This window comes from Streptomyces sp. NPDC085900, from assembly GCF_044540925.1.
Taxonomy (GTDB): domain Bacteria; phylum Actinomycetota; class Actinomycetes; order Streptomycetales; family Streptomycetaceae; genus Streptomyces; species Streptomyces gilvifuscus.
This window is the reverse complement of sequence record NZ_JBITSP010000006.1, coordinates 79,464-101,631: the sequence shown is the minus strand read 5'-3', so window position 1 is coordinate 101,631 and position 22,168 is coordinate 79,464. Positions and strand designations below refer to the sequence as shown.

Below are 22,168 nucleotides of genomic sequence, written 5' to 3'. Positions count from 1 at the left end.
GGGCCCGGGCGACGTACGCTGGGGGCGTATTTCCCTGATCTCACCTCCGGAGCACCTTTTTCGTGAGCGACACCCCCCGTGGGCCCCGCAAGCCCGGCAAGCCCTACCGGCGGCCCAAGAAGGACCCCGTCCGCATCCTCGCCTTCGAGGCGCTGAGGGCCGTGGACGAGCGGGACGCCTACGCCAACCTCGTCCTGCCGCCGCTGCTGCGCAAGGCGCGGGAGAAGGAGGGGCCCGACCGGTTCGACGGGCGGGACGCGGCGCTGGCGACCGAGCTGGTCTACGGGACGCTGCGGTGGCAGGGGACGTACGACGCCGTCATCGCCGCCTGTGTCGACCGGCCGCTGCGCGAGGTCGACCCGCCGGTGCTCGACGTGCTCAGCCTCGGCGTGCACCAGCTGCTGGGGACGCGCATCCCGACGCACGCCGCCGTCTCCGCCTCCGTGGAGCTGGCGCGGGTCGTGCTCGGTGACGGGCGGGCCAAGTTCGTCAACGCCGTGCTGCGCAAGGTCGCCCAGAACGATCTCGACGGGTGGATCGAGAAGGTCGCGCCGACCTACGACGAGGACCCCGAGGACCATCTCGCCGTCGTGCACTCGCATCCGCGCTGGGTGGTCTCCGCCCTGTGGGACTCGCTCGGCGGCGGCCGCACCGGCATCGAGGCGCTGCTGGCGGCCGACAACGAGCGGCCCGAAGTGACGCTCGTGGCCCGTCCCGGCCGCTCCACGACCGAGGAGCTGCTCGACGAGGACGCCGCGGTGCCGGGGCGCTGGTCGCCGTACGCCGTGCGGCTGACCGAGGGCGGCGAGCCCGGGGCGATCGAGGCCGTGCGGGAGGGGCGGGCCGGCGTGCAGGACGAGGGCAGCCAGCTCGTCGCGCTCGCGCTGGCCAATGCGCCGCTGGACGGGCCCGACGAGAGGTGGCTCGACGGATGCGCCGGGCCCGGCGGTAAGGCCGCGCTGCTGGCGGCCCTGGGCGCCGCGCGCGGGGCCGTGCTGCTCGCCGCCGAGAAGCAGCCGCACCGGGCCGGCCTGGTGGCCAAGGCGCTCAGCGGCAACCCCGGGCCGTATCAGGTCATCGCGGCCGACGGCACCCGCCCGCCGTGGCGGCCCGGCTCCTTCGACCGCGTGCTGATGGACGTGCCCTGCACCGGGCTCGGCGCCCTCAGGCGGCGGCCGGAGGCACGCTGGCGGCGCCGCCCCGAGGACCTGGAGGGCTTCGCGCCCCTGCAGCGGGCCCTGCTGCACTCCGCCCTGGACGCCGTGCGCGTCGGCGGTGTGGTCGGCTACGCCACCTGCTCGCCGCACCTCGCCGAGACCCGGGCCGTCGTCGACGACGTGCTCAAGCAGCGCCCGGAGGCCGAACTCCTCGACGCCCGCCCGATGTTGCCGGGCGTGCCGGACCTCGGCGACGGTCCCGACGTACAGCTGTGGCCACATCTGCACGGGACCGACGCGATGTACCTGGCGCTCATTCGGAGGACTGGCTGACCCTGGGGCCGACCGCCTCGGGGGAGCGGGTCTCTCCGTCCGCGTGCGCGAGGTGGTGCGGCCACCACACCTTCTTGCCCACGTCCAGGAAGAGCGACGTCACCAGCACGGACCGCACCACGAACGTGTCCAGCAGCACGCCCAGCGCCACCGCGAAGCCGATCTCGGCGAACCCCACCATGGGCAGGGTGCCGAGTGCTGCGAAGGTGCCCGCGAGGACCAGGCCGGCCGAGGTGATCACCGCGCCGGTGGCGGCGAGACCCGTGACGACGCCCGGGCGGGTGCCCTGGCGCAGGGCCTCCTCGCGGATGCGGGTGGTCAGGAAGATGTTGTAGTCGATGCCGAGCGCCACCAGGAAGACGAAGACGAAGAGCGGGAAGGCCACGTCCTCGCCCGCGTAGTCGAAGACGTACCGGAACACCAGGGCGCTCAGCCCCAGCGCCGTGGCCAGCGACAGGCAGACGGTCCCGATCAGCAGAAGTGGTGCCACCAGCGCGCGCAGCAGGAGACAGAGCACCAGCAGGACGACCGCCAGGACGAGCGGGATGACCAGGTAGTTGTCGTGGACCTGGGCGTTCTCCATGTCCAGCAGCGCCGCCGTGCCGCCGCCCACCAGGGCGTCGGCGCCGGGCACGGCGTGCACCGCGTCGCGCACCCGCTCCACGGTCGCCTTGGCCGCGTCGCTGTCGGAGGGCGCCCGCATGGTCGCCTCCAGCAGCACCTGGCCGTTGTGCTCGGGCGCCGCGCCGGGGGGAATGCCGATGCTCTGCGGGACGACACCCCGGTCCGCGGCGATGGCGCGGCCCACCTGCTCGGCCTGCGCCCGGTTGGAGACGATGACGAGCGGATCGCCGGTGCCCGCCGGGAAGTAGCGTGCGGAGACCTTCTGTCCGGTGATGGAGTCCGGGGTGTTGGTGAAGGCGTCCGCGTTGGCGATCCCGTCCGCGCGCAACTGGAACAGGCCCATCGACAGCGCGACCAGCACCGCGGTCGTGATGCCCCAGATCATCCGCGGACGCGCGGCGATACGGCGGCCCATGCGGGCCCAGATGCCCCGCTCGGTGGGATCGGCGGAACCGTAGTGCGGGATCGCGGGCCAGAAGATCCACCGGCCGAAGATCAGCAGCAGGGCCGGGAAGAGGGTCAGCATGGCCACCAGCGCGACCATGACGCCGATGGCGGCCACCGGACCGAGGCCCCGGGTGGAGTTCATCTCGGCGACCAGGAGCACCAGCATGCTCAGCACCACGGTGGCGCCGGAGGCGAGGACTGCGGGACCGGCCCGGTTCATGGCGAGTTCCATCGCCTCGTGGCGGTCCGTGTGCCGCCGCAGCTCCTCCCGGTAGCGGGCGACGAGCAGCAGCGCGTAGTCGGTGCCCGCCCCGAAGACGAGGACCGTCAGGATGCCCGCGCTCTGGCCGTTGACGGTCAGGCCGGCGTGTTTGGCGAGCACGTAGATCAGCGCCTGTGCCGTGAACAGCGCGGCCACCACCCCGATCAGCGGCACGAACAGCAGCGTCGGACTGCGGTAGGTGAACAGCAGGATCACGATCACGATGGCCATCGCCGAGAACAGCAGCGTCGAGTCGATGCCCTCGAAGGCCTTGGAGAAGTCCGCCGAGGTGCCGCCCGGCCCGGTGATGTGCACCGTGAGGCCGCCGCCGCCCTTGCCCACCTGTTCGCGGATGGAGTCGACCGCCGGCGCGATGCGCTGCCAGCCCTGCGCGTCCATGGTGATGGGCACGTAGATCTGGGCGGCGCGCGGTGCCGTCGCGCGGTCGTAGACGGGGCCGCGGGTCTCGGCGCCGCGGATGCCGTGGGCGCGCAGCGTCCTGATCTGCTGGACGTCCTGGGCGATCTGCTGCCGGTCGCGGACCGTCAGCCCGTCCGCGCGGGCGTAGACGACCACCGCGGGGATCTGCTCGGGCCTGAAGTGCTCGGAGGCGTTGAGGACCTGGGTGGACTCGGCGGAACCGGGCAGCCAGGACTGGGCGTCGTTGTCCTGGGCACTGTTGAGCTTCGAACCGAACGGGGCCGCGATCACCAGGATCACCAGCCACAGGATCACGATGAGCCACTTCGAGCGCCGGCCGCACACGAACCGGACGGCGTTCCGCTTCCAGACGTACAGCTGCCGCATGGCTACCCCCGTGGACGTACGTGGTGCCGGACGGCGGCCCAGCATGGCACGCGGCGCCCGCCGACGGCATCCGATGAACGGCTTAGGTCCGGACCGGCGCGAACAAACGTGCCCGGACATGGCAGGCTTGGGTCATGGCCGTGCAGATCAACCCCAGCATCCTGTCCGCAGACTTCGCCCGCCTCGCGGACGAGGCGAAGGCGGTCAAGGGAGCCGACTGGCTCCACGTCGACGTGATGGACAACCATTTCGTCCCGAACCTCACGCTCGGTGTGCCGGTCGTAGAGTCCCTGGCCCGTGCGACGGACACCCCGCTGGACTGCCATCTGATGATCGAGGCCCCCGATCGGTGGGCGCCCCAGTACGTGGAAGCGGGGGCCGGTTCCGTCACCTTCCACGTGGAGGCGGCCACCGCTCCGGTGCGGTTGGCCCGGGAGATCCGGGCCAAGGGCGCCCGTGCTTCCATGGCGCTGCGGCCCGCGACGCCCATCGAGCCGTACGAGGACCTGCTGCCGGAACTCGACATGCTGCTGATCATGACGGTCGAGCCGGGCTTCGGCGGGCAGGCGTTCCTGGACATCATGCTTCCGAAGATTCGGCGCACCCGCGAGTTGATCAGCAAGCACGGGCTGGAGCTGTGGCTCCAGGTCGACGGAGGCGTCTCGGCCGCGACCATCGAGCGCTGCGCGGAGGCCGGCGCGGACGTCTTCGTCGCGGGCTCCGCGGTGTACGGCGCCGACGACCCCGCCGAGGCGGTACGTGCCCTGCGCAATCAGGCGGAGTCGGTGACCGCTGAGGCGTCCTGGGCGTGCGACCACTGAGCCACAGGTCGGTGAACAGCTGTGAACGGCGCCCAACGGGGCGGATCAACTACGCCGGATCTGCAAGGATGACGGCGAATCCAGAGTGTGAACAGCAGTGAGGAGAACGCCGTGTCGGGTATGACGGCGGGCGGCCGGTCAGCAGTGCGGATGGGACCCGCCGAGCTGGTGCAGGCGGCGGCCATGGCCCGCCGCTTCTACCTCGAGGGCAAGTCCAAGATCCAGATCGCGGAGGAGTTCGGCGTCAGCCGCTTCAAGGTGGCCCGGGTCCTGGAGACCGCTCTCGAACGGGATCTCGTACGCATCGAGATCCGGGTCCCGGCCGAGCTGGACGCCGAGCGCTCGGACGCGCTGCGGGCCCGCTACGGCCTCAGGCACGCGGTCGTGGTGGAGTCGCCGGCCGAGGCCGAGGAGACCCCCGACCCGGAGAACCTCGGCGAGGTGGCCGCCGACCTGCTCGGCGAGCTCGTCAACGAGGGCGATGTGCTCGGGCTCGCCTGGGGCCGCTCCACCATCCACATGGCCGCCGCCCTGGACCGGCTGCCACCGTGCACCGTGGTGCAGCTGACGGGCGTGTACGACGCCGGTACCGCCGAGCGCGGGTCCGTCGAGGCCGTGCGCCGCGCCGCCCAGGTCTCCGGCGGCGACGCCCACCCCATCTACGCGCCGATGCTGCTGCCGGACGCGGCGACCGCGGCGGCGCTGCGCCACCAGACCGGCATCGCGCGGGCCTTCGAGTACTTCGACAAGGTCACGGTCGCCTGCGTCTCCATCGGCTCCTGGGAGCCCGGTATCTCGACGGTGCACGACATGCTCAGCGACGAGGAGCGCGCGCACTACGCCTCCCTCGGTGTCGCCGCCGAGATGTCCGCGCACCTGTTCAACGCCGAGGGCCGCCGGGTCGGACGGGACCTCGGCGAGCGGTGCATCACGGTCAAGGCCGACCAGCTGCGCCGTATCCCCGAGGTCGTCGCCATCGCCGGCGGGGCGCGCAAGGCGGCGGCGATCGACGCGGTGCTGCGCTCCGGGCTGGTGACCAGCCTGGTGACGGACACCTCGGCCGCGGACGTGCTGATGACGGCCGGGCCGACGCCGAGGCCGGCCCTCAACAGGGCGGACCCCGACGGGCCCTGACGGAAGGTCATGCGGGGACGGCCGTGGCAGCATCGGGCGCATGGTGCTCCGGTTCGTCCCCCGTGTGCTGCTCTGCCTGCTCCTCGCGCTGCTGACGGCGTGCTCGTCGGGCGACGCGACGACCACGCCTGCGTCCTCCGGCCCGGCCGCCGTCCAGGCGTCCCGACTCCCCGCCGAGGCCCGGCGGACGCTGGCCCTCATCGACGAGGGCGGCCCCTTCCCGTACGCCAAGGACGGTGCCGTCTTCGGCAACTTCGAGGGGCTGCTGCCCCGGCAGCGGCGCGGCTACTACCACGAATACACGGTCCCCACGCCGGGCTCGCGCGACCGCGGGGCCCGGCGCATCGTCACCGGGCAGGGCGGCGAGATCTACTACACCGATGATCACTACCAATCGTTCGAGGTGGTACGGAGATGACGGAGCACGTGGTCACGCTGGACCTGGGCGGGGTCCGGGACAAGGCCGGGCTGATGGACCGGTGCGCCCGGGACCTGCGGCTGCCGGACTGGTTCGGCCGCAACTGGGACGCGCTGGCCGACGTCCTGTCCGACCCGGGAGTGTGGCCCGCGGACGCCGCCGACAAGGGGCTGCTGGTCGTCGTGCGCAACTGGCGGCCCTACGCCGAGGCACGCCCCGACGAGTGGGAGACCGCCCTGGACGTCTTCTCGCACGCCTCCGCCGCCACAGTGGCCCTCGCTCTTGGAGCATCCTCCCAATAGCCCCCTGACCAGCCTGGACGATCCGCCCGGGCATCGCATTCCGGCCGACATGGGACAATGAAGTACGTGCTCTTCCCCCTGGCTGACCTGTCCGGGGGCCACCTCTGATCGACTGGGATGTGCAGCACGTGCGTTTCCTCAACGACATCCAGCCCCCGTACGACCTGACGTACGACGACGTCTTCATGGTCCCGAGCCGCAGCGCCGTCGGCTCGCGGCAGGGCGTGGACCTCAGCGCCCCGGACGGCACGGGCACCACGATCCCGCTGGTCGTCGCCAACATGACCGCCATCGCCGGCCGCCGCATGGCCGAGACCATCGCCCGGCGCGGCGGCCTGGTGGTCATCCCGCAGGACATCCCGATCGAGGTCGTCACCGACGTCATCTCCTGGGTCAAGAGCCGCCACCTCGTCCTCGACACCCCGATCGTCCTCACCCCGCACCAGACCGTCGCCGACGCGCTGTCCCTGCTGCCGAAGCGGGCGCACAACGCGGGCGTCGTCGTCGACGGGGAGGGGCGGCCCGTCGGTGTCGTCACCGACCGGGACCTGTCCGGCGTCGACCGGTTCACGCAGCTCGAGGTCGTCATGTCGAAGGACCTGCTGCTCCTCGACGCCGACATCGACCCGCGCGAGGCCTTCAACCGCCTCGACGGCGCCAACCGGCGCTACGCCCCCGCGGTCGACGCCGAGGGGCGCCTGGCCGGCATCCTCACCCGCAAGGGCGCCCTGCGCGCCACGCTCTACACGCCGGCCGTCGACGCCCAGGGCAGGCTGCGCGTCGCCGCCGCCGTCGGAATCAACGGCGATGTCGCGGGCAAGGCCAAGCAGCTGCTCGACGCGGGCGTCGACACGCTCGTCATCGACACGGCGCACGGCCACCAGGAGTCGATGATCAGCGCGATCCGCACGGTCCGCGCGCTCGACCCGGGGGTGCCGATCGTGGCCGGGAACATCGTCGCGGCCGAGGGTGTCAGGGATCTCGTCGAGGCCGGTGCCGACATCATCAAGGTCGGCGTCGGACCCGGCGCCATGTGCACCACCCGCATGATGACCGGCGTCGGCCGGCCGCAGTTCTCCGCCGTCCTGGAGTGCGCGGCCGAGGCCCGCAAGTACGGCAAGCACGTGTGGGCCGACGGCGGTGTCCGGCACCCCCGCGACGTCGCCATGGCCCTCGCGGCCGGCGCCTCCAACGTGATGATCGGGTCCTGGTTCGCGGGCACCTACGAGTCGCCGGGCGACCTCCAGCAGGACTCCTCCGGCCGGCTCTACAAGGAGTCCTTCGGCATGGCGTCGGCCCGTGCCGTGCGCAACCGCACCTCCGAGGAGTCGGCCTACGACCGTGCCCGCAAGGCGCTGTTCGAGGAGGGCATCTCGACCTCCCGCATGTTCCTCGACCCGACCCGTCCGGGCGTCGAGGACCTGATCGACTCGATCATCGCGGGCGTCCGCTCCTCCTGCACCTACGCCGGCGCGGGCTCCCTGGAGGAGTTCGCCGAGAAGGCCGTCGTCGGCATCCAGAGCGCCGCGGGCTACGCCGAGGGCAAGCCGCTGCACGCCAGCTGGAGCTGAACGCTCCGCTCGGGGGTGCGGAGGCCGTGGGGCAGCTGCGGGCCGGTTCGTGGCCGGTCGCGCAGTTCCCCGCGCCCCTGGGGCGTCGTCCACACGTTCCGACACACCGGCGCAACGAACACCCACCCTCTTCGCGATGAACGCAACGATCTTGCGGGTATCCGCAAGGTTGCTGCATTTCGCCTGCGAAGGCCTGGCCCGTAGGGTCATGCGCTGTACGAGGCGTGGCGAGGACCCCGCTCGATGGGTCCCTGCTCGCGCGGGGACGCCTGACGGTCCCCGCCGCGCTGACCGCAGCGACGAAGGAGTCAGCGCGTGCTCGACCAAGGCGCACCCCCGCAAAGCCGTACCACCGATGCCCCGCCGTCCCCGGGCCTCGGCGCGCGCCTCATGCGTCGCAAGCCGGTGGAACGCCTGGTCGCAGAGGGCGGCCAGGGCGAAGGCGGCAGTCTGCGCCGCTCCCTGGGGCTGTGGCAGCTCACCATGATCAGCATCGGTGCCACCCTGGGCACCGGCATCTTCGTGGTCCTCGGCGAGGCCGTCCCCAAGGCCGGTCCGGCCGTCACCCTCTCCTTCGTGATAGCCGGTCTGACCGCGCTGTTCTCGGCCCTGTCCTACGCCGAGCTCGCGGGCACGATCCCCGTCTCCGGCTCCTCGTACTCGTACGCATACGCAACGATGGGCGAGCTGATCGCCTGGATCTGCGGCTGGTGCCTGGTCCTGGAGTACGGCGTCTCCGTGGCGGCCGTCGCCGTCGGCTGGGGCGAGTACCTCAACGAACTCCTCCACGGGACCATCGGCGTCACCATCCCCGCCGCGCTGTCCGCGCCTCCCGGCGACGGAGGCGTCTTCAACCTGCCCGCGCTGATCGTCGTCCTGCTCGCCATGGCGTTCCTGCTCGGCGGCGCCCGTGAGTCGGCCCGCGCCAACACCGTCATGGTGTGCGTGAAGATCGCCGCCCTGGTGATGTTCTGCGCCATCGGTATCCAGGGCTTCCGGTCCGGGAACTACGAGCACTTCATGCCGCTGGGCATGGCGGGCGTGAGCGCCGCCGGGGCCACGCTGTTCTTCTCCTACATCGGCTTCGACGCCGCCTCCACCGCCGGTGAGGAGGCGAAGGACGCCCAGCGCGACCTGCCCCGCGCCATCATGCTGTCGCTCGTCATCGTCACCGCGCTCTACGTCCTCGTCGCCGCCGTCGCCGTCGGCGCCAAGCCCTGGCGGCGGTTCAACGACTCCGAGGCCGCGCTCGCCCAGATCATGCGCGACGTCACCGGCCAGTCGTTCTGGGGGACCCTGCTCGCCGCCTGCGCCGTCATCGCCATCGCCAGCGTGGTGCTCACGGTGCTCTACGGCCAGACCCGCATCCTCTTCGCCATGTCCCGCGACGGCCTGGTGCCCAAGGTGTTCTCCAAGGTGCACCCGAAGACCGGCACCCCCCGCGCCAACACCGTGATCGTGTCCCTGTTCTGCGGTGTCCTCGCCGCCGCGATCCCGCTCGGCCAGCTCGCCGACGCCACCAGCATCGGCACGCTGTTCGCCTTCGCCCTGGTCAACATCGCCGTCGTGGTGCTGCGCCGGACCCGTCCGCACATGAACCGCACCTTCCGCGTCCCGCTCTCGCCCGTCCTGCCCGCGCTCGGCTTCGGCTTCTGCGTGTGGATGATGGGCAGCCTGTCCGCCGTCACCTGGGTGGTCTTCGGTGTCTGGATGGCCGTCGGGCTCGTGTTCTACTTCGTGTACGGCCACCGCCGCTCCCGACTCGCACCATCTGAGAGCTGAACGACCCACCGTGCTGAACGATCTCGACGAACGCATCGTGCACGCCCTCGCCGAGGACGCCCGCCGCTCCTACGCGGACATCGGGCAACTGGTCGGCCTGTCCGCGCCCGCCGTGAAGCGCCGCGTGGACCGGCTGCGCGCCACCGGGGCCATCACCGGTTTCACCGTCCGCGTCGACCCCTCGGCCCTCGGCTGGGAGACCGAGGGGTTCGTCGAGATCTACTGCCGGCACAACACCTCGCCGGAGACCATCCGGCGCGGACTGGAGCGCTACCAGGAGGTCGTGGCCGCGTCGACCGTCACCGGCGACGCGGACGCGATCGTCCAGGTCTTCGCCTCCGACATGCGGCACTTCGAACGCGTCCTGGAGCGGATCGCCGGCGAGCCCTTCGTGGAGCGGACCAAGTCCGTGCTGGTGCTCTCCCCGCTGCTGCGCCGCTTCTCGTCGGGCTCACCGACCTGACCCCTCGGCACGGCGCCGGACCGTCGCCAGCAGACGCCCGGTGAGCAGCGCGTGCGCACCCGTGCCGATGACCAGCAGCCGGTAGAGGGCACCGCCCGGCCCGGGGAACCGGGCCCGGGTCTCCGCCCGCAGCCGGGTCCGCCCGATCCCGGCCGTCTCCATCCGGAAGACCAGGGCGTACGTCGAGAAGTGATGCCGGCCGACGAGCACCAGCTCCCGTTCCGGAACCGCGTCGGCCACCCGGAACCCGGGGAAGGCCGAACCCCGGGAAAGGGGCCGCGGCCCGGACACCGTCCGGTCGGCGACGCCGACGAGACGGGCGTAACGGGCCGAGCGCGGTCGCCCGAAGGACCGCTCCAGGGTCTCGCCGAGCGCGTGCCAGACGGCACCGCCCTCGGCCCCGACCACCGTCTCGTGCTCGTCGATCCGGGGCAGCACCGCGATGTTCACCGCAACCTCCGTAACGGGCTGGTGGTGCGACCCTACGGGCTGATCCCTTCCAGGAAGAGCCCTCACGCCGGGTCCGCTCCGCATTCTCGCTGGGCGTCGGGCCCGGAACTCTCTAGCATCGGTCTCATGACCTGGCGACATTGATCCACCAGCCGAGCCTCCCGAGGGCCGCCTCGGACGCCGTACCCACGACGTCCGAACCGCCCTTCCGGGAAGGCCACATGACACTCTCATCAACCCGTCCGCCGGCGACCGGTGTCCGCCGGCTGACGGCCACCCTGTACGGCTACTCGTTCCTCGACGAGTTCGTGCTGCTCTACCCGGTGTACACGCTGCTGTTCAGCGACACCGGGCTGTCCGTCTGGCAGATCTCCTCCCTGTTCGTGCTGTGGTCGGTCACCGGCGTCGTGCTGGAGGTGCCCTCCGGTGCCTGGGCCGACGCCGTCTCGCGGCGGACGCTGCTGTGGCTCGGCCCGCTGCTGACCGCCGTCGGCTTCGCGCTGTGGGTGATCGTCCCGTCGTACTGGGCCTTCGCCGTGGGCTTCGTGCTCTGGGGGGCGCGGGGAGCGTTCGTCTCCGGGGCGCTGGAAGCGCTGGTGTACGAGGAACTGGAGCGGCTGGGCGCGGCCGACCGGTACGCCCGTCTCATGGGCAGGTCCCGGGCGGTGGGCCTGGTCGCGGTCATGGCCGCGATGGGACTCGCCGGGCCCGTCCTCGCGTGGGGCGGCTACCCGGCCGTCGGCGCGGCGAGCGTCCTGGTCTGTCTGGCGTCCGCGGTGACGGCCTGCGCGTTCCCCGAGCAGCGGCCCGCGGCCGCGCACGACGACGGGAGCGAGGCCGCGACCCTCTGGGCGGGACTCGCGGAGGCACGGCGCAAGCCCGCGGTGCGCGGGGCGATCCTGCTCGTACCGGCCGTGACCGCCGTGTGGGGGGCGCTGGACGAGTACACGCCGCTGCTGGTGCGCGAGACCGGGGTGCCGGACGCCCGGGTCCCCTACCTGCTCCTGCTGATCTGGGCGGGCGCCACGGCCGGCAGCCTGCTCGCCGGCCGCTTCGAACGCCTGGGGACCGGCGGACTGGCGTGGCTCCTCGGGGTGGCCGCCGTCGCCCTCGCCGTGGGCGCGGCGGTCCGTACACCGCTCGCCCTCGGGCTGGTGGCCGTCGCCTTCGGGGGCTTCCAGCTGGCGACCGTCCTCGCCGACGTCCGCCTCCAGCAGCGCATCGACGACACCGGCCGCGCCACCCTCACCTCGGTCGCCGGCCTGGGCACAGAACTGGTCACGGTCGCCGTGTACGCCGGATACGCGGCGATCGCGACGAGATCCGGCCACGGCACGGCCTTCGTCCTGTTCGCGCTGCCGTATCTGCTGACCGCTCTGGCGCTGGCGATCCGCGCCCGCGCCGGGGCGCGCAACGAATCGCCGCGTCAGGGGTGCCGTACGCAATGAACCGCTCACCGGCGCGCAACGGGTCCTTCTTGCTGGTCGCAGCCCGGCGACCGTACCTTCTAGATGACCCTCCAACCTCTCCGTACCCGTCGAGGACCACGCATGCGCACCGCCCTGCTGCAGAGCTCCGGACGCCCCGGATCCGTCGCCGAGAACCTCAAGGTCCTCGACGCGGCCGCGAGCCGTGCCGCCGCCGCCGGGGCCGCGCTGCTGGCCGCGCCGGAGATGTTCCTGACCGGGTACGCGATCGGCGACGACATCGCCCGGCTCGCCGAGCCCGCCGACGGGGACTCCGCGGACGCGGTCGCCGACATCGCCGGGCGGCACGGGCTCGCGATCGCCTACGGATACCCCGAGCGCGACGGCGAGACGGTCTTCAACTCCGCGCAGCTGATCTCCGCGGAGGGCGTCCGCCTCGCGAACTACCGCAAGACCCACCTCTTCGGCCCCGCCGAGCGCGAGCACTTCACCCCGGGCGAGCAGTCGCTCGTCCAGGCCCGGCTGGGCGACCTCACCGTAGGCCTGATGATCTGCTACGACGTCGAGTTCCCCGAGAACGCCCGCGCCCATGCCCTGGCCGGCACCGACCTGCTCGTCGTGCCCACGGCGAACATGCACCCGTTCCAGTTCGTCGCCGAGTCGATGGTCCCGGTGCGTGCCTGGGAGAACCAGATGTACGTCGCCTACGTCAACCGGGTCGGCCCGGAGGGCGAGTTCGAGTTCTTCGGGCTGTCCGCCCTCGCGGGCCCCGACGGCATCGCCCGCACCCGCGCCGGCCGCGGCGAGGAGCTGGTGGTCGCCGACGTCGACCCCGCCTTCCTCGCCGCCTCCCGCGAGGCGAACCCGTACCTGAAGGACCGTCGCCCCGGTCTGTACCGGTCGCTCGTCTGAACACCCCCTCCAGCCCTCACCCAGCAGTTCTCGCAAGGAGTCCGTACCCCATGACGTCCACCGTGCCCAACGCCGTCGAGCATGCGGACGAGCAGCAGCTGCCGCCGATCACCATGTTCGGCCCGGACTTCCCCTACGCCTACGACGACTTCCTCGCCCACCCGGCGGGCCTCGGCCAGATACCGGCGACCGAGCACGGCACCGAGATCGCGGTCGTCGGCGGCGGCCTGTCCGGCATCGTGGCCGCGTACGAGCTGATGAAGATGGGTCTGAAGCCGGTCGTGTACGAGGCCGACCAGATCGGCGGGCGGCTGCGCACCGTCGGCTTCGACGGCCCCAGCACCGAGGGCCTGACCGCCGAGATGGGCGCGATGCGCTTCCCGCCCTCCTCGACCGCCCTCCAGCACTACATCGACCTGGTCGACCTGGAGACCCGGCCCTTCCCCAACCCCCTTGCCGAGACGACCCCTTCGACCGTCGTCGACCTCAAGGGCGAGTCGCACTACGCCGAGACCATCGACGACCTGCCGCAGGTCTACCGCGATGTGGCCGACGCCTGGAACAAGTGCCTCGAAGAGGGCGCCGACTTCTCCGACATGAACCGCGCCCTGCGCGAGCGGGACGTGCCGCGCATCCGCGAGATCTGGGGCAGGCTCGTCGAGAAGCTCGACAACCAGACCTTCTACGGCTTCCTCTGCGACTCCGAGGCCTTCAAGTCCTTCCGGCACCGCGAGATCTTCGGCCAGGTCGGCTTCGGCACCGGCGGCTGGGACACCGACTTCCCCAACTCCATCCTGGAGATCCTGCGGGTCGTCTACACCGAGGCCGACGACCACCACCGCGGGATCGTCGGCGGCTCCCAGCAGCTGCCGCTCAGGCTGTGGGAGCGCGCGCCCGGGAAGATCGTCCACTGGGCGCAGGGCACCTCGCTGGCGACGCTGCACGAGAACGGCGAGCCCCGCCCGGCCGTGACCCGCCTGCACCGGGCGGCCGGCAACCGGATCACCGTCACCGACGCGCGCGGCGACATCCGCACCTACAAGGCGGCCGTCTTCACCGCCCAGTCCTGGATGCTGCTGTCGAAGATCGCCTGCGACGACTCGCTCTTCCCGATCGACCACTGGACCGCCATCGAGCGCACCCACTACATGGAGTCCAGCAAGCTCTTCGTGCCCGTCGACCGGCCGTTCTGGCTGGACAAGGACGAGGAGACCGGCCGGGACGTCATGTCGATGACCCTCACCGACCGTATGACGCGCGGTACCTACCTGCTCGACGACGGCCCGGACAAGCCGGCCGTCATCTGCCTCTCCTACACCTGGTGCGACGACAGCCTGAAGTGGCTGCCGCTGTCCGCGAACGAGCGGATGGAGGTCATGCTGAAGTCGCTCGGCGAGATCTATCCCAAGGTCGACATCAGGAAGCACATCATCGGTAACCCGGTGACCGTCTCCTGGGAGAACGAGCCGTACTTCATGGGCGCGTTCAAGGCCAACCTGCCCGGCCACTACCGCTACCAGCGGCGCCTGTTCACCCACTTCATGCAGGACCGGCTGCCCGAGGACAAGCGGGGCATCTTCCTCGCCGGCGACGACATCTCCTGGACGGCCGGCTGGGCCGAGGGAGCCATCCAGACCGCGCTGAACGCGGTCTGGGGCGTCATGCACCACCTCGGCGGCTCGACCGACCCGTCCAACCCGGGCCCGGGCGACCTGTACGACGAGATCGCGCCGGTCGAACTGCCCGAGGACTAGGGCCCGTTCGCGCTAGATCCCGGCCGCGCGCACGGACTCGTGGATCTCGGCGGCCACGTCCTTGAGTTCCTCGGCGTCCCGGGCACTGCCCTGGAGTTCGAAGAAGAACGCGTCGAGGCCGGTGCCGGCGACGTGGGCCGCGAGGTCCTCGACGATCTGCGCGGTGCTGCCCTGGAAGGGGGAGCGGTCCGTGCCGTCGTAGGCCTTGGGGGAGTGCCGGGCGTTGATCCGCACCACCGTCTCGATCGGGTCGGTGCGGCCGCGCTCGGCCGCCAGATCCTGCAACTGCCGCCACTGCGTGGCCAGTTGCTCGACACCCATGGCGATGGGCATCCAGCCGTCGGCGCGGTCGACGAGCCGGGTCATGGCCTTCTTGCTGTTGGTGGGCAGCAGGATCGGGATCGGTCGGGCGGGCTTGGGCGCCACCACGGCCGAGGCGATCTTCGTGATCCTGCCCTCGTACGTCACCGGGTCCGGGCCCCACACCGCCCGGCAGACGTCGATGATCTCGTCCAGGACCCGGCCCCGCTCCTCGAACGGCGCCACGCCGGCCGCGGCGTACTCGTCGAGCGACCAGCCCGTGCCGAGGCCCGCCACCACCCGGCCACCGCTCGCCGCGTCCAGCGTCGCGAGGGATTTGGCCAGTTGGAAGGGGTTGTGCAGCGGCGCCACCAGGATGCTCGTGCCGAGCCGGGCCCGCTCGGTCGACGCGGCCGCCAGGGTCAGCGTCACCAGGGGATCGGGAACACCGCGGTACATGTCGGGCCAGGCCAGCCCCTCGATGCCGTACAGGCCCTGGGTCGCGGGCTCGGGGAACAGGGCCCGCTCGTAGACCCACAGGCTCTCGTAACCGATTTGTTCGGCGGTGCGGGCCACGTCGGGCACGTCCCGTCCGATGTCGTACTGCCGCGCTTGGGGAAGGCTCAGTCCCAGCCTGATGGCCATGCGTACGCTCCTTTGGGTCGGTACAACCGTCAACTTAATCCGGGAGCGGCGTCAGCAACATGCGGCTCGCGAAGCCGACGGCCGTATCCAGCCGTTCGGTGAACTCCTCGGCCACGTCCGGCAGTCGGCGCAGCGCCCACAGGGCCCGCGCGGCCGTCCAGGTGGCCTCCCGCGCCCGCTCCAGGCTCCACGAGCCGAGCAGATGGGTGAGCGGGTCGGCGATCTGGAGGAGGTCGGGGCCCGGCATCAGCTCTTCGCGGATGCGCTCCTCCAGCGAGACGAGGAGGTCGCCCACACGGTCGAACTCGTCCTCCAGATCGGCCGGTTCGCAGCGCAGGCTACGACAGCTGTCCACCACGGCGAGCGCCAGGTCGTGCCCGATGTGCGCGTTGATGCCCGCCAGCGCGAACTGCAGCGGACGTACGCCCGGATGCCGGCGGAACTGGAACAGGGGCCGCCAGCATGCGGGCGGACGCCGGCCGTCCGCCACCGTGTCGACGGCCGCGAGAAAGCGCTCCGCGAACCGCACGTCCAGGGTGATCGCGGCCCGGGCGTCCGGGAAACGGCCGGCGTCGATCCGGCGGTCGACGGCCTCGGTGACGGCGAGGTAGACGCGGTTGAACACCGCGATCCCGTCCCGCTCGGGGAGGGCCGCGTCGAGGGCGCGCAGACGCGAGACCACCGCGTCCACGGTCGGGTCGAACTGGTGCAGTTGCGGCATGGGGGAAGGGTCCCAGTCCTACGCTGACCGCAGTGGCGGCGGGCCCGAGGCTTCCCCGAAACGGGGGAACGCTCCGCCGTGGGGGAGGGGGAGCGAGGCCGTGTCAGGCTTACGCGCGCAGCGTCTGGCCGCACGCCGGGCCCGGCGCGGACGCGCCCGGCGCACCGCCATGGTCGCGGCGGCCTCGGCGGTGGTCGCCGTCGCCACCGTCACCGGCGCGATCTCCGCGCTCGACGGGGGCCGCGACGCCGACGCGGCGAAGCCGGCGGCGACCGGTTCGCCGCACCCGGACCGGCAGACCGCGGCGCCTCGGCCGTCGCTCACGGTCACGAAGTCCCTTTCGCCGAGCCCGACTTCGCCCTCGCGCTCATCCTCGCCATGGCTGTCGAGGAGCGCGGCCGCCTCCGCGCCCACGCAGCGGTCCTCGACCGTCTCCGCCCTTCTCTACCGCCATCCCGACTCCCACGTCCTCGACTGGGTCCGCGCCCACCCGGCCGACCCGCGCACGCCGGTCATCGCGTCCCGGATCGCCGACCGGCCCGCCGCGGTGTGGCTCACCGACCCCTCACTGTCGACCATCGCCTCCCGGGTCCGCGCGGTCACCTCGGGCGCCGCCGCGCAGGACCGGGTGCCGGTGCTCGTGGCGTACGCGATCCCGGACCGCGACTGCGGCGGGGCCTCCGAGGGCGGGGCGCCGGACCTCGACGCCTACGACCGCTGGATCGACGCGTTCGCCGCGGGGCTCGGCTCCGGCGAGGTCGTCGTCGTCCTGGAGCCCGACTCCGTCGCCCAGGCCGGCTGCCTCTCCGCCGGCCGGAGGGCCGCGCGTCTCGCTTCGCTGGCCCGCGCCGGCCGCGTGCTGAAGGCCGCCGACCCGAAGGCCCGGGTCTACTACGACGCCGGTCACTCCGGCTGGCACCCGGCCGGCGAGCAGGCGGCCCTGCTCCGGCAGGCGGGCGCCGCCTCGGCCGCCTCCTCCGACGGCATCTTCAGCAACGTGTCCAACTTCCGCACGACGGCCGACGAGATCGCCTACGACCGCCGGGTCCTCGACGCCCTCGGCGGCCCCGCGAGTCTCGGCGCCGTCATCGACACCAGCCGCAACGGCAACGGCGCCCCGGCCGACGGCGCGTGGTGCGACCCGGCGGGCCGCAGGATCGGGCGGGCGCCGACGCTGAGCACGGGGCAGGCCCGGATCGACGCCTACCTGTGGGTGAAGCTGCCGGGGGAGTCGGACGGTTGCAAGGGGGCGCCGGGGACGTTCAGCCCGTCGTACGCCTACGCCTTGGCCTCGTCGTAGGAGGACGTGCCCTCGTCGAGGAGCGGCTCCTGCTGCTTGAGGTGGGCGGGGGCCAGGGCCCGCAGCCCGTGGTAGCCGGTGATGACGACCACCGTGCCCAGCGCGATGCCGCTGAGGGAGAAGTGGTCGGAGAACTTCATGGTGACGTCGCCGACACCGATGATGACGCCCGCGGCGGCCGGCACCAGGTTGAGCGGATTGCGCAGGTCCACCCGGGCGTTGGTCCAGATCTGCGCGCCGAGCAGGCCGATCATGCCGTACAGGATGACGGTGATGCCGCCGAGGACGCCGCCCGGGATCGCGGCGACGACCGCGCCGAACTTCGGGCACAGGCCGAAAAGGAGGGCGAAGCCGGCGGCGGCCCAGTAGGCGGCGGTGGAGTAGACGCGGGTCGCGGCCATCACGCCGATGTTCTCGGAGTACGTGGTGTTGGGCGGGCCGCCGAGCGCGGTGGACAGCATGGAGCCGACGCCGTCGGCCGAGATCGCCGTGCCGAGCTTGTCGTCGAGCGGGTCACCGGTCATCTCGCCGACCGCCTTGACGTGGCCGGCGTTCTCGGCGACCAGGGCGATGACGACGGGGAGCGCGACCAGGATCGCCGACCACTGGAAGGTCGGCCCGTGGAAGGACGGCAGGCCGATCCAGTCCGCCTTGCCGACGCCGGAGAGGTCCAGGCGCCAGTGGTCGGTGACCTTGCCGCTCGCGTCGGCCGAGTGGATGCGGCCGAAGATCCGGTCGAAGGCCCAGGAGATGCCGTACCCGAAGACCAGTCCCAGGAAGATCGCGATCCGTGACCAGAAGCCGCGCAGGCCGACGACGGCCAGAGCGGTGAAGATCATGACCAGCAGGGCCGTCCACTGGTCCTGCGGCCAGTAGGTGGAGGCCGTGACGGGCGCGAGGTTGAAGCCGATCAGCATCACCACCGCTCCGGTGACGATCGGCGGCATCGCGGCGTGGATGATCCGCGCGCCGAAGCGCTGCACGGCGAGACCGACGAGGAACAGCGCGAAGCCGACGACGAGGACCGCGCCGGTGACGGTGGCGCTCGTGCCGCCCTGCGCGCGGATCACGGCCGCGACGCCGACGAACGACAGCGAGCAGCCCAGGTAGCTCGGCACCCGGCCGCGCGTGGCCAGCAGGAAGATCACGGTCGCGACGCCCGACATCATGATCGCCAGGTTGGGGTCCAGGCCCATCAGTACCGGCGCCACGAAGGACGCGCCGAACATGGCCACCACGTGCTGGGCGCCGAGGCCGACCGTGCGGGGCCAGGAGAGCCGTTCGTCGGGGCGTACCACCGCTCCGGGCGCGGGCGACCGCCCGTCTCCGTGCAGTTTCCAGCGCACGCCGAGATCCATGGTGAGGGTTCGCTTTCTTCGTACCTGAAGTCTTGTCCGGACCATTGTCACGGGTACCTCGGGGTTCTACGCTCGCACGGTCCTACTCGTGAACTGCGTTCACATTTCTGACCGCTCCTCTTGATGGATCGGAGTCCGGATGAGTGGAAGATCCCGCGCGGCCGTGCTGCTCGCGACGGTGGCGACCATCGCGGCCGCCCTGGCCCCCTCCGCGCACGCGAGCCCCAAGGCACCCGCCACCGTTGTCCTCGACGGCGCCCGACTGCAGCGGACGAAAGCCCTTCTCGACCGCGGCGATCCCCGACTCCGCCGGGAACTGGCGGCGTTGACGGCCCGCGCCGACAACTGGCTGCACCAGGGCCCCTGGACGGTCGTCGACAAGCCCCGGCCCGCCCCCGGCGGCGACCCCCACGACTACCTCAGCCAGGCCCCCTACTGGTGGCCCACCACCACACCCACCGCCGACAACCCCTGGGGCTGCCCCTACGTCCAGAAGGACGGACAGCGCAATCCCGAGGTCGACTCCGGCACCGACCGCCAGGACGTCGAGAAGGTCTTCGACTCGACGTACGACCTCTCGCTGGCCTGGTACTACACGGGCCGGAAGGCCTACGCCGAGAAGGCCGCCCGGATCCTGCGCACCTGGTTCCTCGACCCGGCCACCCGGATGAACCCGAACCTGGACCACGCCCAGTTCATCCCGTGCAGGTACGACGGCCGGGCCATCGGCGTCATCGACTTCTCCCAGTCGTACACGAGCGTCCTGGACGCCCAAGCCCTCCTGGCCACCGGAGCACCCGGCTGGAGCGCCCAGGACCGCGCCGCGATGCGCGAGTGGAACTCCGACTTCCGCGACTGGCTGGAGAACAGCGACTTCGGCAAGCAGGAGGGCGCGGCCGGCAACAACCACGGCACCTTCTACGACATGCAGCTCGCCGCCCTCGCCTTCGCCACCGGCGACCGGGCGCTGGCCCGGCGGACGGTCCTGGACGCCCGCACCAGGCGCATCGACCCGCAGATCGCCGCCGACGGCAGCCAGCCGCAGGAGCTCGCGCGGACCAGGAGCTGGCACTACTCCACTTTCGACCTGGTCGCCTACACACGGCTCGCGGCGATCGGCCGGCACGTGGGCGTGAACCTGTGGGCCTATCGAGGTCCGCAAGGGCAGGGCCTGTTCGGGGCCGTGGACTATCTGCTGCCCGCCGCGACCGGGGCGGCGGCCTGGCCGCATCCGGAGCTGGAGTTCCACCGGTACGCCGCGAGCGACGTCGTGCACGCGGCGGCCGATGCGGGCGACGAGGCGGCCCGCGAGGCCGTCGGGAAGCTGGAGGCCCCGCCCGGCGGCGACCTCTGGGCGCTGCGCCCGGCGGCCGAGCAGCTGGACTCGATCGTCGGCTGACCAGGCCCTTCCCGACCGGGACTCCTGAGCGTCCGCTTAGGATGGAGCGACCCCACCGCTTCACCCTTGACGTTCAGGAGTCCCACCCGTGACCGCCGAAGCCCCGATCGCCCCCGCCCTGTCGTACGGCCGGCTGATCCCCGTCACCGTCCACTTCGACGACCTGGACGCGCTCGGGCTGCTGCACAACGCCCGCTACCCGCTGAAGGTCGAGCAGGCCTGGACCGAGCTGTGGCAGGAACACGGGATCCACTTCGACGGCGACTGGGCAGCGGCCGGAGACGCCTGCAACGCGGTCAAGGAGCTGACCATCGGCTACGAGGCGCCGGTGACCCGGCCGGGCGAGTACGCCGTCCACCTGTGGCTGGAACGGCTCGGCAACACCGGCCTGACGTACGGCTTCCGGTTCTGCTCGGCCGACGGGACCGAGACCTACGCGCGGGGCACCCGGGTCCTGGTCCGGCTGGACGCGGCCACGATGCGCCCCACGCCGTGGAGCGAGGGCTTCAGGGCCGCGGGTCGGGCACTGCTGCGGCCTGCGGACTGACCTCGGTACGGATGCCGCGCTCGCCCGTGCGCAGGACGCCCGCGAAGGCGGCGAGCCCGCAGGCCAGGACGGTCACCAGCACGAACGACACCACCAGACTCGTCGCCTGGGCCACCCCGCCGATCAGGCTGGGCGCGATCAGGCCCGAGGTGTAGGTGATGGTGGCGACGCCCGCGATGGCCTGGCTCGGGTTCGGCCCGCTGTGCCCGGCCGCCGCGAAGCACAACGGCACGACGACGGCGATGCCGAGACCCAGCAGCGCGAAGCCCGTCATCGCCACCGCCGGATGACCCGCCAGGACGATCAGCACTCCACCGAGCACGGCGAACGCCCCGCCCGCCCGGACCGTGCGGACCGCGCCGAGCCGGTTGACCACCGCGTCGCCCACCAGCCGTGCCGCCGCCATGGTCAGCATGAACCCGGTCGTGCAGGCGGCCGCCAGGCCGGCCGAGGTCTCCAGCTGGTCGCGCAGGAAGACCGCCGACCAGTCGAGGCTGGCGCCCTCCGCGAACACCGCGCAGAACCCGACCGCGCCGATCAGCAGCGCGGACCTCGGCGGCAGCGCGAACCGCGGCGGCGGCTCCTCGTCCTCGGCGGGCTGCAGGTCGAGCACCCAGGAACAGGCCAGCAGGCCGAGGACGGTGAGGGTCGCCGACGCCAGCGCGAAGTGCACCCGCGCGTCGGCCCCCAGGTGCGCGGCGAGCGTGCCGCCCGCCGAGCCGATCAGGGCGCCCGCGCTCCACATGCCGTGCAGCCCGGACATGATCGACTTGTTCAGCCGGTGCTCGATCTCCACACCCAGCGCGTTCATGGCCACGTCCGCCATGCCCGCGCTCGCGCCGTAGGTGAACATCGCCAGGCACAGGATGAGCATGTTCGGCGCCACGGACGGCAGCACGAGCGACAGCGTCCACAGGGCGATCAGTCCACGCAGGGCCGTACGGCTGCCGAAATGGTGGCTGATCCGGCCGGCCAGCGGCATCGAGCAGGAGGCGCCGAGCGCGGTGAAGGCCAGTGCGAAGCCCAGCTGGCCCGCGCTGAGGTGCGCGTGCTCCTGGATCCACGGCACCCGGGTCGCGAACGTGCCGGTGACGGCGCCGTGCACGGCGAACACGGCGGCCACGGCGTACCGGGCGCGCCTCACCTCACGCAGGTCTTCGGCCACGTCGTCGCTCATTCTCCCGTCCCCTCCCGTTCCTTCCGGACCTCGGTCGCGCCGCGTAAACTATCAGGG

General features: G+C 72.0%; 20 protein-coding genes. 14 read left to right on the top strand and 6 right to left on the bottom strand.

Annotated elements, in window-relative coordinates; all coding sequences use genetic code 11:
- Positions 1 to 62: 62 nt before the first annotated feature.
- Positions 63 to 1,490, top strand: a complete 1,428-nt coding sequence (locus ACIGDI_RS21970; protein WP_399899110.1) for an RsmB/NOP family class I SAM-dependent RNA methyltransferase — start codon at positions 63 to 65, stop codon at positions 1,488 to 1,490.
- Here the strand turns inward: ACIGDI_RS21970 and ACIGDI_RS21965 are convergent.
- Positions 1,471 to 3,630, bottom strand: a complete 2,160-nt coding sequence (locus ACIGDI_RS21965) for an MMPL family transporter (RefSeq protein WP_399899107.1) — start codon at positions 3,628 to 3,630, stop codon at positions 1,471 to 1,473. The genes ACIGDI_RS21970 and ACIGDI_RS21965 overlap by 20 nt on opposite strands.
- A 134-nt stretch (positions 3,631 to 3,764) precedes the next feature.
- Here ACIGDI_RS21965 and rpe point away from each other — a divergent pair, with 134 nt between their 5' ends.
- The 7 genes from rpe to ACIGDI_RS21930 all read left to right on the top strand — a co-directional run bounded on the left by rpe (position 3,765) and on the right by ACIGDI_RS21930 (position 10,121).
- Positions 3,765 to 4,451, top strand: coding sequence for a ribulose-phosphate 3-epimerase (gene rpe, locus ACIGDI_RS21960; protein ID WP_058926527.1), 687 nt, complete (start codon positions 3,765 to 3,767; stop codon positions 4,449 to 4,451).
- An 87-nt stretch (positions 4,452 to 4,538) separates the two neighbouring features.
- Positions 4,539 to 5,585, top strand: coding sequence for a sugar-binding transcriptional regulator (locus ACIGDI_RS21955; RefSeq protein WP_200704085.1), 1,047 nt, complete (start codon positions 4,539 to 4,541; stop codon positions 5,583 to 5,585).
- A gap of 40 nt (positions 5,586 to 5,625) precedes the next feature.
- Positions 5,626 to 6,003 carry a ribonuclease domain-containing protein gene (locus ACIGDI_RS21950; RefSeq protein WP_399899104.1) on the top strand — a complete coding sequence of 126 codons (378 nt, stop codon included), beginning with the start codon at positions 5,626 to 5,628 and terminating at the stop codon, positions 6,001 to 6,003.
- Positions 6,000 to 6,305 carry a barstar family protein gene (locus ACIGDI_RS21945; RefSeq protein WP_399899101.1) on the top strand — a complete coding sequence of 102 codons (306 nt, stop codon included), beginning with the start codon at positions 6,000 to 6,002 and terminating at the stop codon, positions 6,303 to 6,305. Before ACIGDI_RS21950 ends, ACIGDI_RS21945 begins: the two co-directional genes overlap by 4 nt.
- A gap of 128 nt (positions 6,306 to 6,433) precedes the next feature.
- Positions 6,434 to 7,876 (top strand): GuaB1 family IMP dehydrogenase-related protein, encoded by a 1,443-nt coding sequence (locus ACIGDI_RS21940; RefSeq protein WP_399900013.1) that lies wholly within the window; start codon positions 6,434 to 6,436, stop codon positions 7,874 to 7,876.
- Between the two features lie 315 nt (positions 7,877 to 8,191).
- Positions 8,192 to 9,658 carry an amino acid permease gene (locus ACIGDI_RS21935; protein WP_200704088.1) on the top strand — a complete coding sequence of 489 codons (1,467 nt, stop codon included), beginning with the start codon at positions 8,192 to 8,194 and terminating at the stop codon, positions 9,656 to 9,658.
- A 10-nt stretch (positions 9,659 to 9,668) separates the two neighbouring features.
- On the top strand, positions 9,669 to 10,121 hold the full coding sequence (locus ACIGDI_RS21930; RefSeq protein WP_142150397.1) for an Lrp/AsnC family transcriptional regulator: 453 nt from the start codon (positions 9,669 to 9,671) through the stop codon (positions 10,119 to 10,121).
- Here ACIGDI_RS21930 and ACIGDI_RS21925 read toward each other — a convergent pair.
- Complete coding sequence (locus ACIGDI_RS21925; RefSeq protein ID WP_399899097.1) at positions 10,110 to 10,571, bottom strand: hypothetical protein; 462 nt, start codon at positions 10,569 to 10,571, stop codon at positions 10,110 to 10,112. The genes ACIGDI_RS21930 and ACIGDI_RS21925 overlap by 12 nt on opposite strands.
- Positions 10,572 to 10,792: 221 nt before the next feature.
- Between ACIGDI_RS21925 and ACIGDI_RS21920 the strand changes: the two genes are divergently transcribed.
- The 3 genes from ACIGDI_RS21920 (at position 10,793) to ACIGDI_RS21910 (ending at position 14,664) form a co-directional block, all read left to right on the top strand.
- The gene (locus tag ACIGDI_RS21920) at positions 10,793 to 12,019 is read left to right on the top strand and encodes an MFS transporter (protein WP_399899094.1); all 1,227 of its coding nucleotides are present in this window, start codon (positions 10,793 to 10,795) and stop codon (positions 12,017 to 12,019) included.
- A gap of 102 nt (positions 12,020 to 12,121) precedes the next feature.
- The gene (locus ACIGDI_RS21915; RefSeq protein ID WP_399899091.1) at positions 12,122 to 12,910 is read left to right on the top strand and encodes a carbon-nitrogen hydrolase family protein; all 789 of its coding nucleotides are present in this window, start codon (positions 12,122 to 12,124) and stop codon (positions 12,908 to 12,910) included.
- 50 nt (positions 12,911 to 12,960) lie between these two features.
- The gene (locus ACIGDI_RS21910) at positions 12,961 to 14,664 is read left to right on the top strand and encodes a flavin monoamine oxidase family protein (protein ID WP_399899088.1); all 1,704 of its coding nucleotides are present in this window, start codon (positions 12,961 to 12,963) and stop codon (positions 14,662 to 14,664) included.
- 12 nt (positions 14,665 to 14,676) lie between these two features.
- Here the strand turns inward: ACIGDI_RS21910 and ACIGDI_RS21905 are convergent, their stop codons facing one another.
- Positions 14,677 to 15,609 (bottom strand): LLM class F420-dependent oxidoreductase, encoded by a 933-nt coding sequence (locus tag ACIGDI_RS21905; RefSeq protein ID WP_399899085.1) that lies wholly within the window; start codon positions 15,607 to 15,609, stop codon positions 14,677 to 14,679.
- A 34-nt stretch (positions 15,610 to 15,643) separates the two neighbouring features.
- Positions 15,644 to 16,330 (bottom strand): DUF5995 family protein, encoded by a 687-nt coding sequence (locus ACIGDI_RS21900; RefSeq protein WP_399899082.1) that lies wholly within the window; start codon positions 16,328 to 16,330, stop codon positions 15,644 to 15,646.
- A gap of 169 nt (positions 16,331 to 16,499) precedes the next feature.
- On the opposite strand from ACIGDI_RS21900, the gene ACIGDI_RS21895 reads away from it, so the two are divergent.
- Positions 16,500 to 17,630 (top strand): glycoside hydrolase family 6 protein, encoded by a 1,131-nt coding sequence (locus ACIGDI_RS21895; protein ID WP_399900010.1) that lies wholly within the window; start codon positions 16,500 to 16,502, stop codon positions 17,628 to 17,630.
- Here ACIGDI_RS21895 and ACIGDI_RS21890 read toward each other — a convergent pair.
- Complete coding sequence (locus tag ACIGDI_RS21890) at positions 17,609 to 18,988, bottom strand: uracil-xanthine permease family protein (protein ID WP_200705751.1); 1,380 nt, start codon at positions 18,986 to 18,988, stop codon at positions 17,609 to 17,611. The genes ACIGDI_RS21895 and ACIGDI_RS21890 overlap by 22 nt on opposite strands.
- 139 nt (positions 18,989 to 19,127) lie before the next feature.
- On the opposite strand from ACIGDI_RS21890, the gene ACIGDI_RS21885 reads away from it, so the two are divergent.
- Both ACIGDI_RS21885 and ACIGDI_RS21880 read left to right on the top strand, forming a co-directional pair.
- Positions 19,128 to 20,387 (top strand): alginate lyase family protein, encoded by a 1,260-nt coding sequence (locus ACIGDI_RS21885; RefSeq protein ID WP_399899078.1) that lies wholly within the window; start codon positions 19,128 to 19,130, stop codon positions 20,385 to 20,387.
- A gap of 88 nt (positions 20,388 to 20,475) precedes the next feature.
- Positions 20,476 to 20,934, top strand: a complete 459-nt coding sequence (locus ACIGDI_RS21880; protein WP_390627909.1) for an acyl-CoA thioesterase — start codon at positions 20,476 to 20,478, stop codon at positions 20,932 to 20,934.
- Here ACIGDI_RS21880 and ACIGDI_RS21875 read toward each other — a convergent pair.
- Positions 20,894 to 22,111, bottom strand: a complete 1,218-nt coding sequence (locus tag ACIGDI_RS21875; protein WP_399899075.1) for an MFS transporter — start codon at positions 22,109 to 22,111, stop codon at positions 20,894 to 20,896. The two genes, ACIGDI_RS21880 and ACIGDI_RS21875, sit on opposite strands and share 41 nt — an antisense overlap.
- Positions 22,112 to 22,168 lie beyond the last annotated feature (57 nt).

Excerpts from the sequence above, each read along its gene's own strand:
- ACIGDI_RS21895 (WP_399900010.1), top strand. The coding sequence starts at position 16,500 with ATGGTCGCGGCGGCCTCGGCGGTGGTCGCCGTCGCCACCGTCACCGGC.
- ACIGDI_RS21910 (WP_399899088.1), top strand. The coding sequence starts at position 12,961 with ATGACGTCCACCGTGCCCAACGCCGTCGAGCATGCGGACGAGCAGCAG.
- ACIGDI_RS21875 (WP_399899075.1), bottom strand. The coding sequence starts at position 22,111 with ATGAGCGACGACGTGGCCGAAGACCTGCGTGAGGTGAGGCGCGCCCGG.
- ACIGDI_RS21890 (WP_200705751.1), bottom strand. The coding sequence starts at position 18,988 with ATGGATCTCGGCGTGCGCTGGAAACTGCACGGAGACGGGCGGTCGCCC.
- ACIGDI_RS21945 (WP_399899101.1), top strand. The coding sequence starts at position 6,000 with ATGACGGAGCACGTGGTCACGCTGGACCTGGGCGGGGTCCGGGACAAG.
- ACIGDI_RS21920 (WP_399899094.1), top strand. The coding sequence starts at position 10,793 with ATGACACTCTCATCAACCCGTCCGCCGGCGACCGGTGTCCGCCGGCTG.
- ACIGDI_RS21885 (WP_399899078.1), top strand. The coding sequence starts at position 19,128 with ATGAGTGGAAGATCCCGCGCGGCCGTGCTGCTCGCGACGGTGGCGACC.
- ACIGDI_RS21950 (WP_399899104.1), top strand. The coding sequence starts at position 5,626 with ATGGTGCTCCGGTTCGTCCCCCGTGTGCTGCTCTGCCTGCTCCTCGCG.
- ACIGDI_RS21965 (WP_399899107.1), bottom strand. The coding sequence starts at position 3,630 with ATGCGGCAGCTGTACGTCTGGAAGCGGAACGCCGTCCGGTTCGTGTGC.
- ACIGDI_RS21900 (WP_399899082.1), bottom strand. The coding sequence starts at position 16,330 with ATGCCGCAACTGCACCAGTTCGACCCGACCGTGGACGCGGTGGTCTCG.
- ACIGDI_RS21905 (WP_399899085.1), bottom strand. The coding sequence starts at position 15,609 with ATGGCCATCAGGCTGGGACTGAGCCTTCCCCAAGCGCGGCAGTACGAC.
- rpe (WP_058926527.1), top strand. The coding sequence starts at position 3,765 with ATGGCCGTGCAGATCAACCCCAGCATCCTGTCCGCAGACTTCGCCCGC.
- ACIGDI_RS21915 (WP_399899091.1), top strand. The coding sequence starts at position 12,122 with ATGCGCACCGCCCTGCTGCAGAGCTCCGGACGCCCCGGATCCGTCGCC.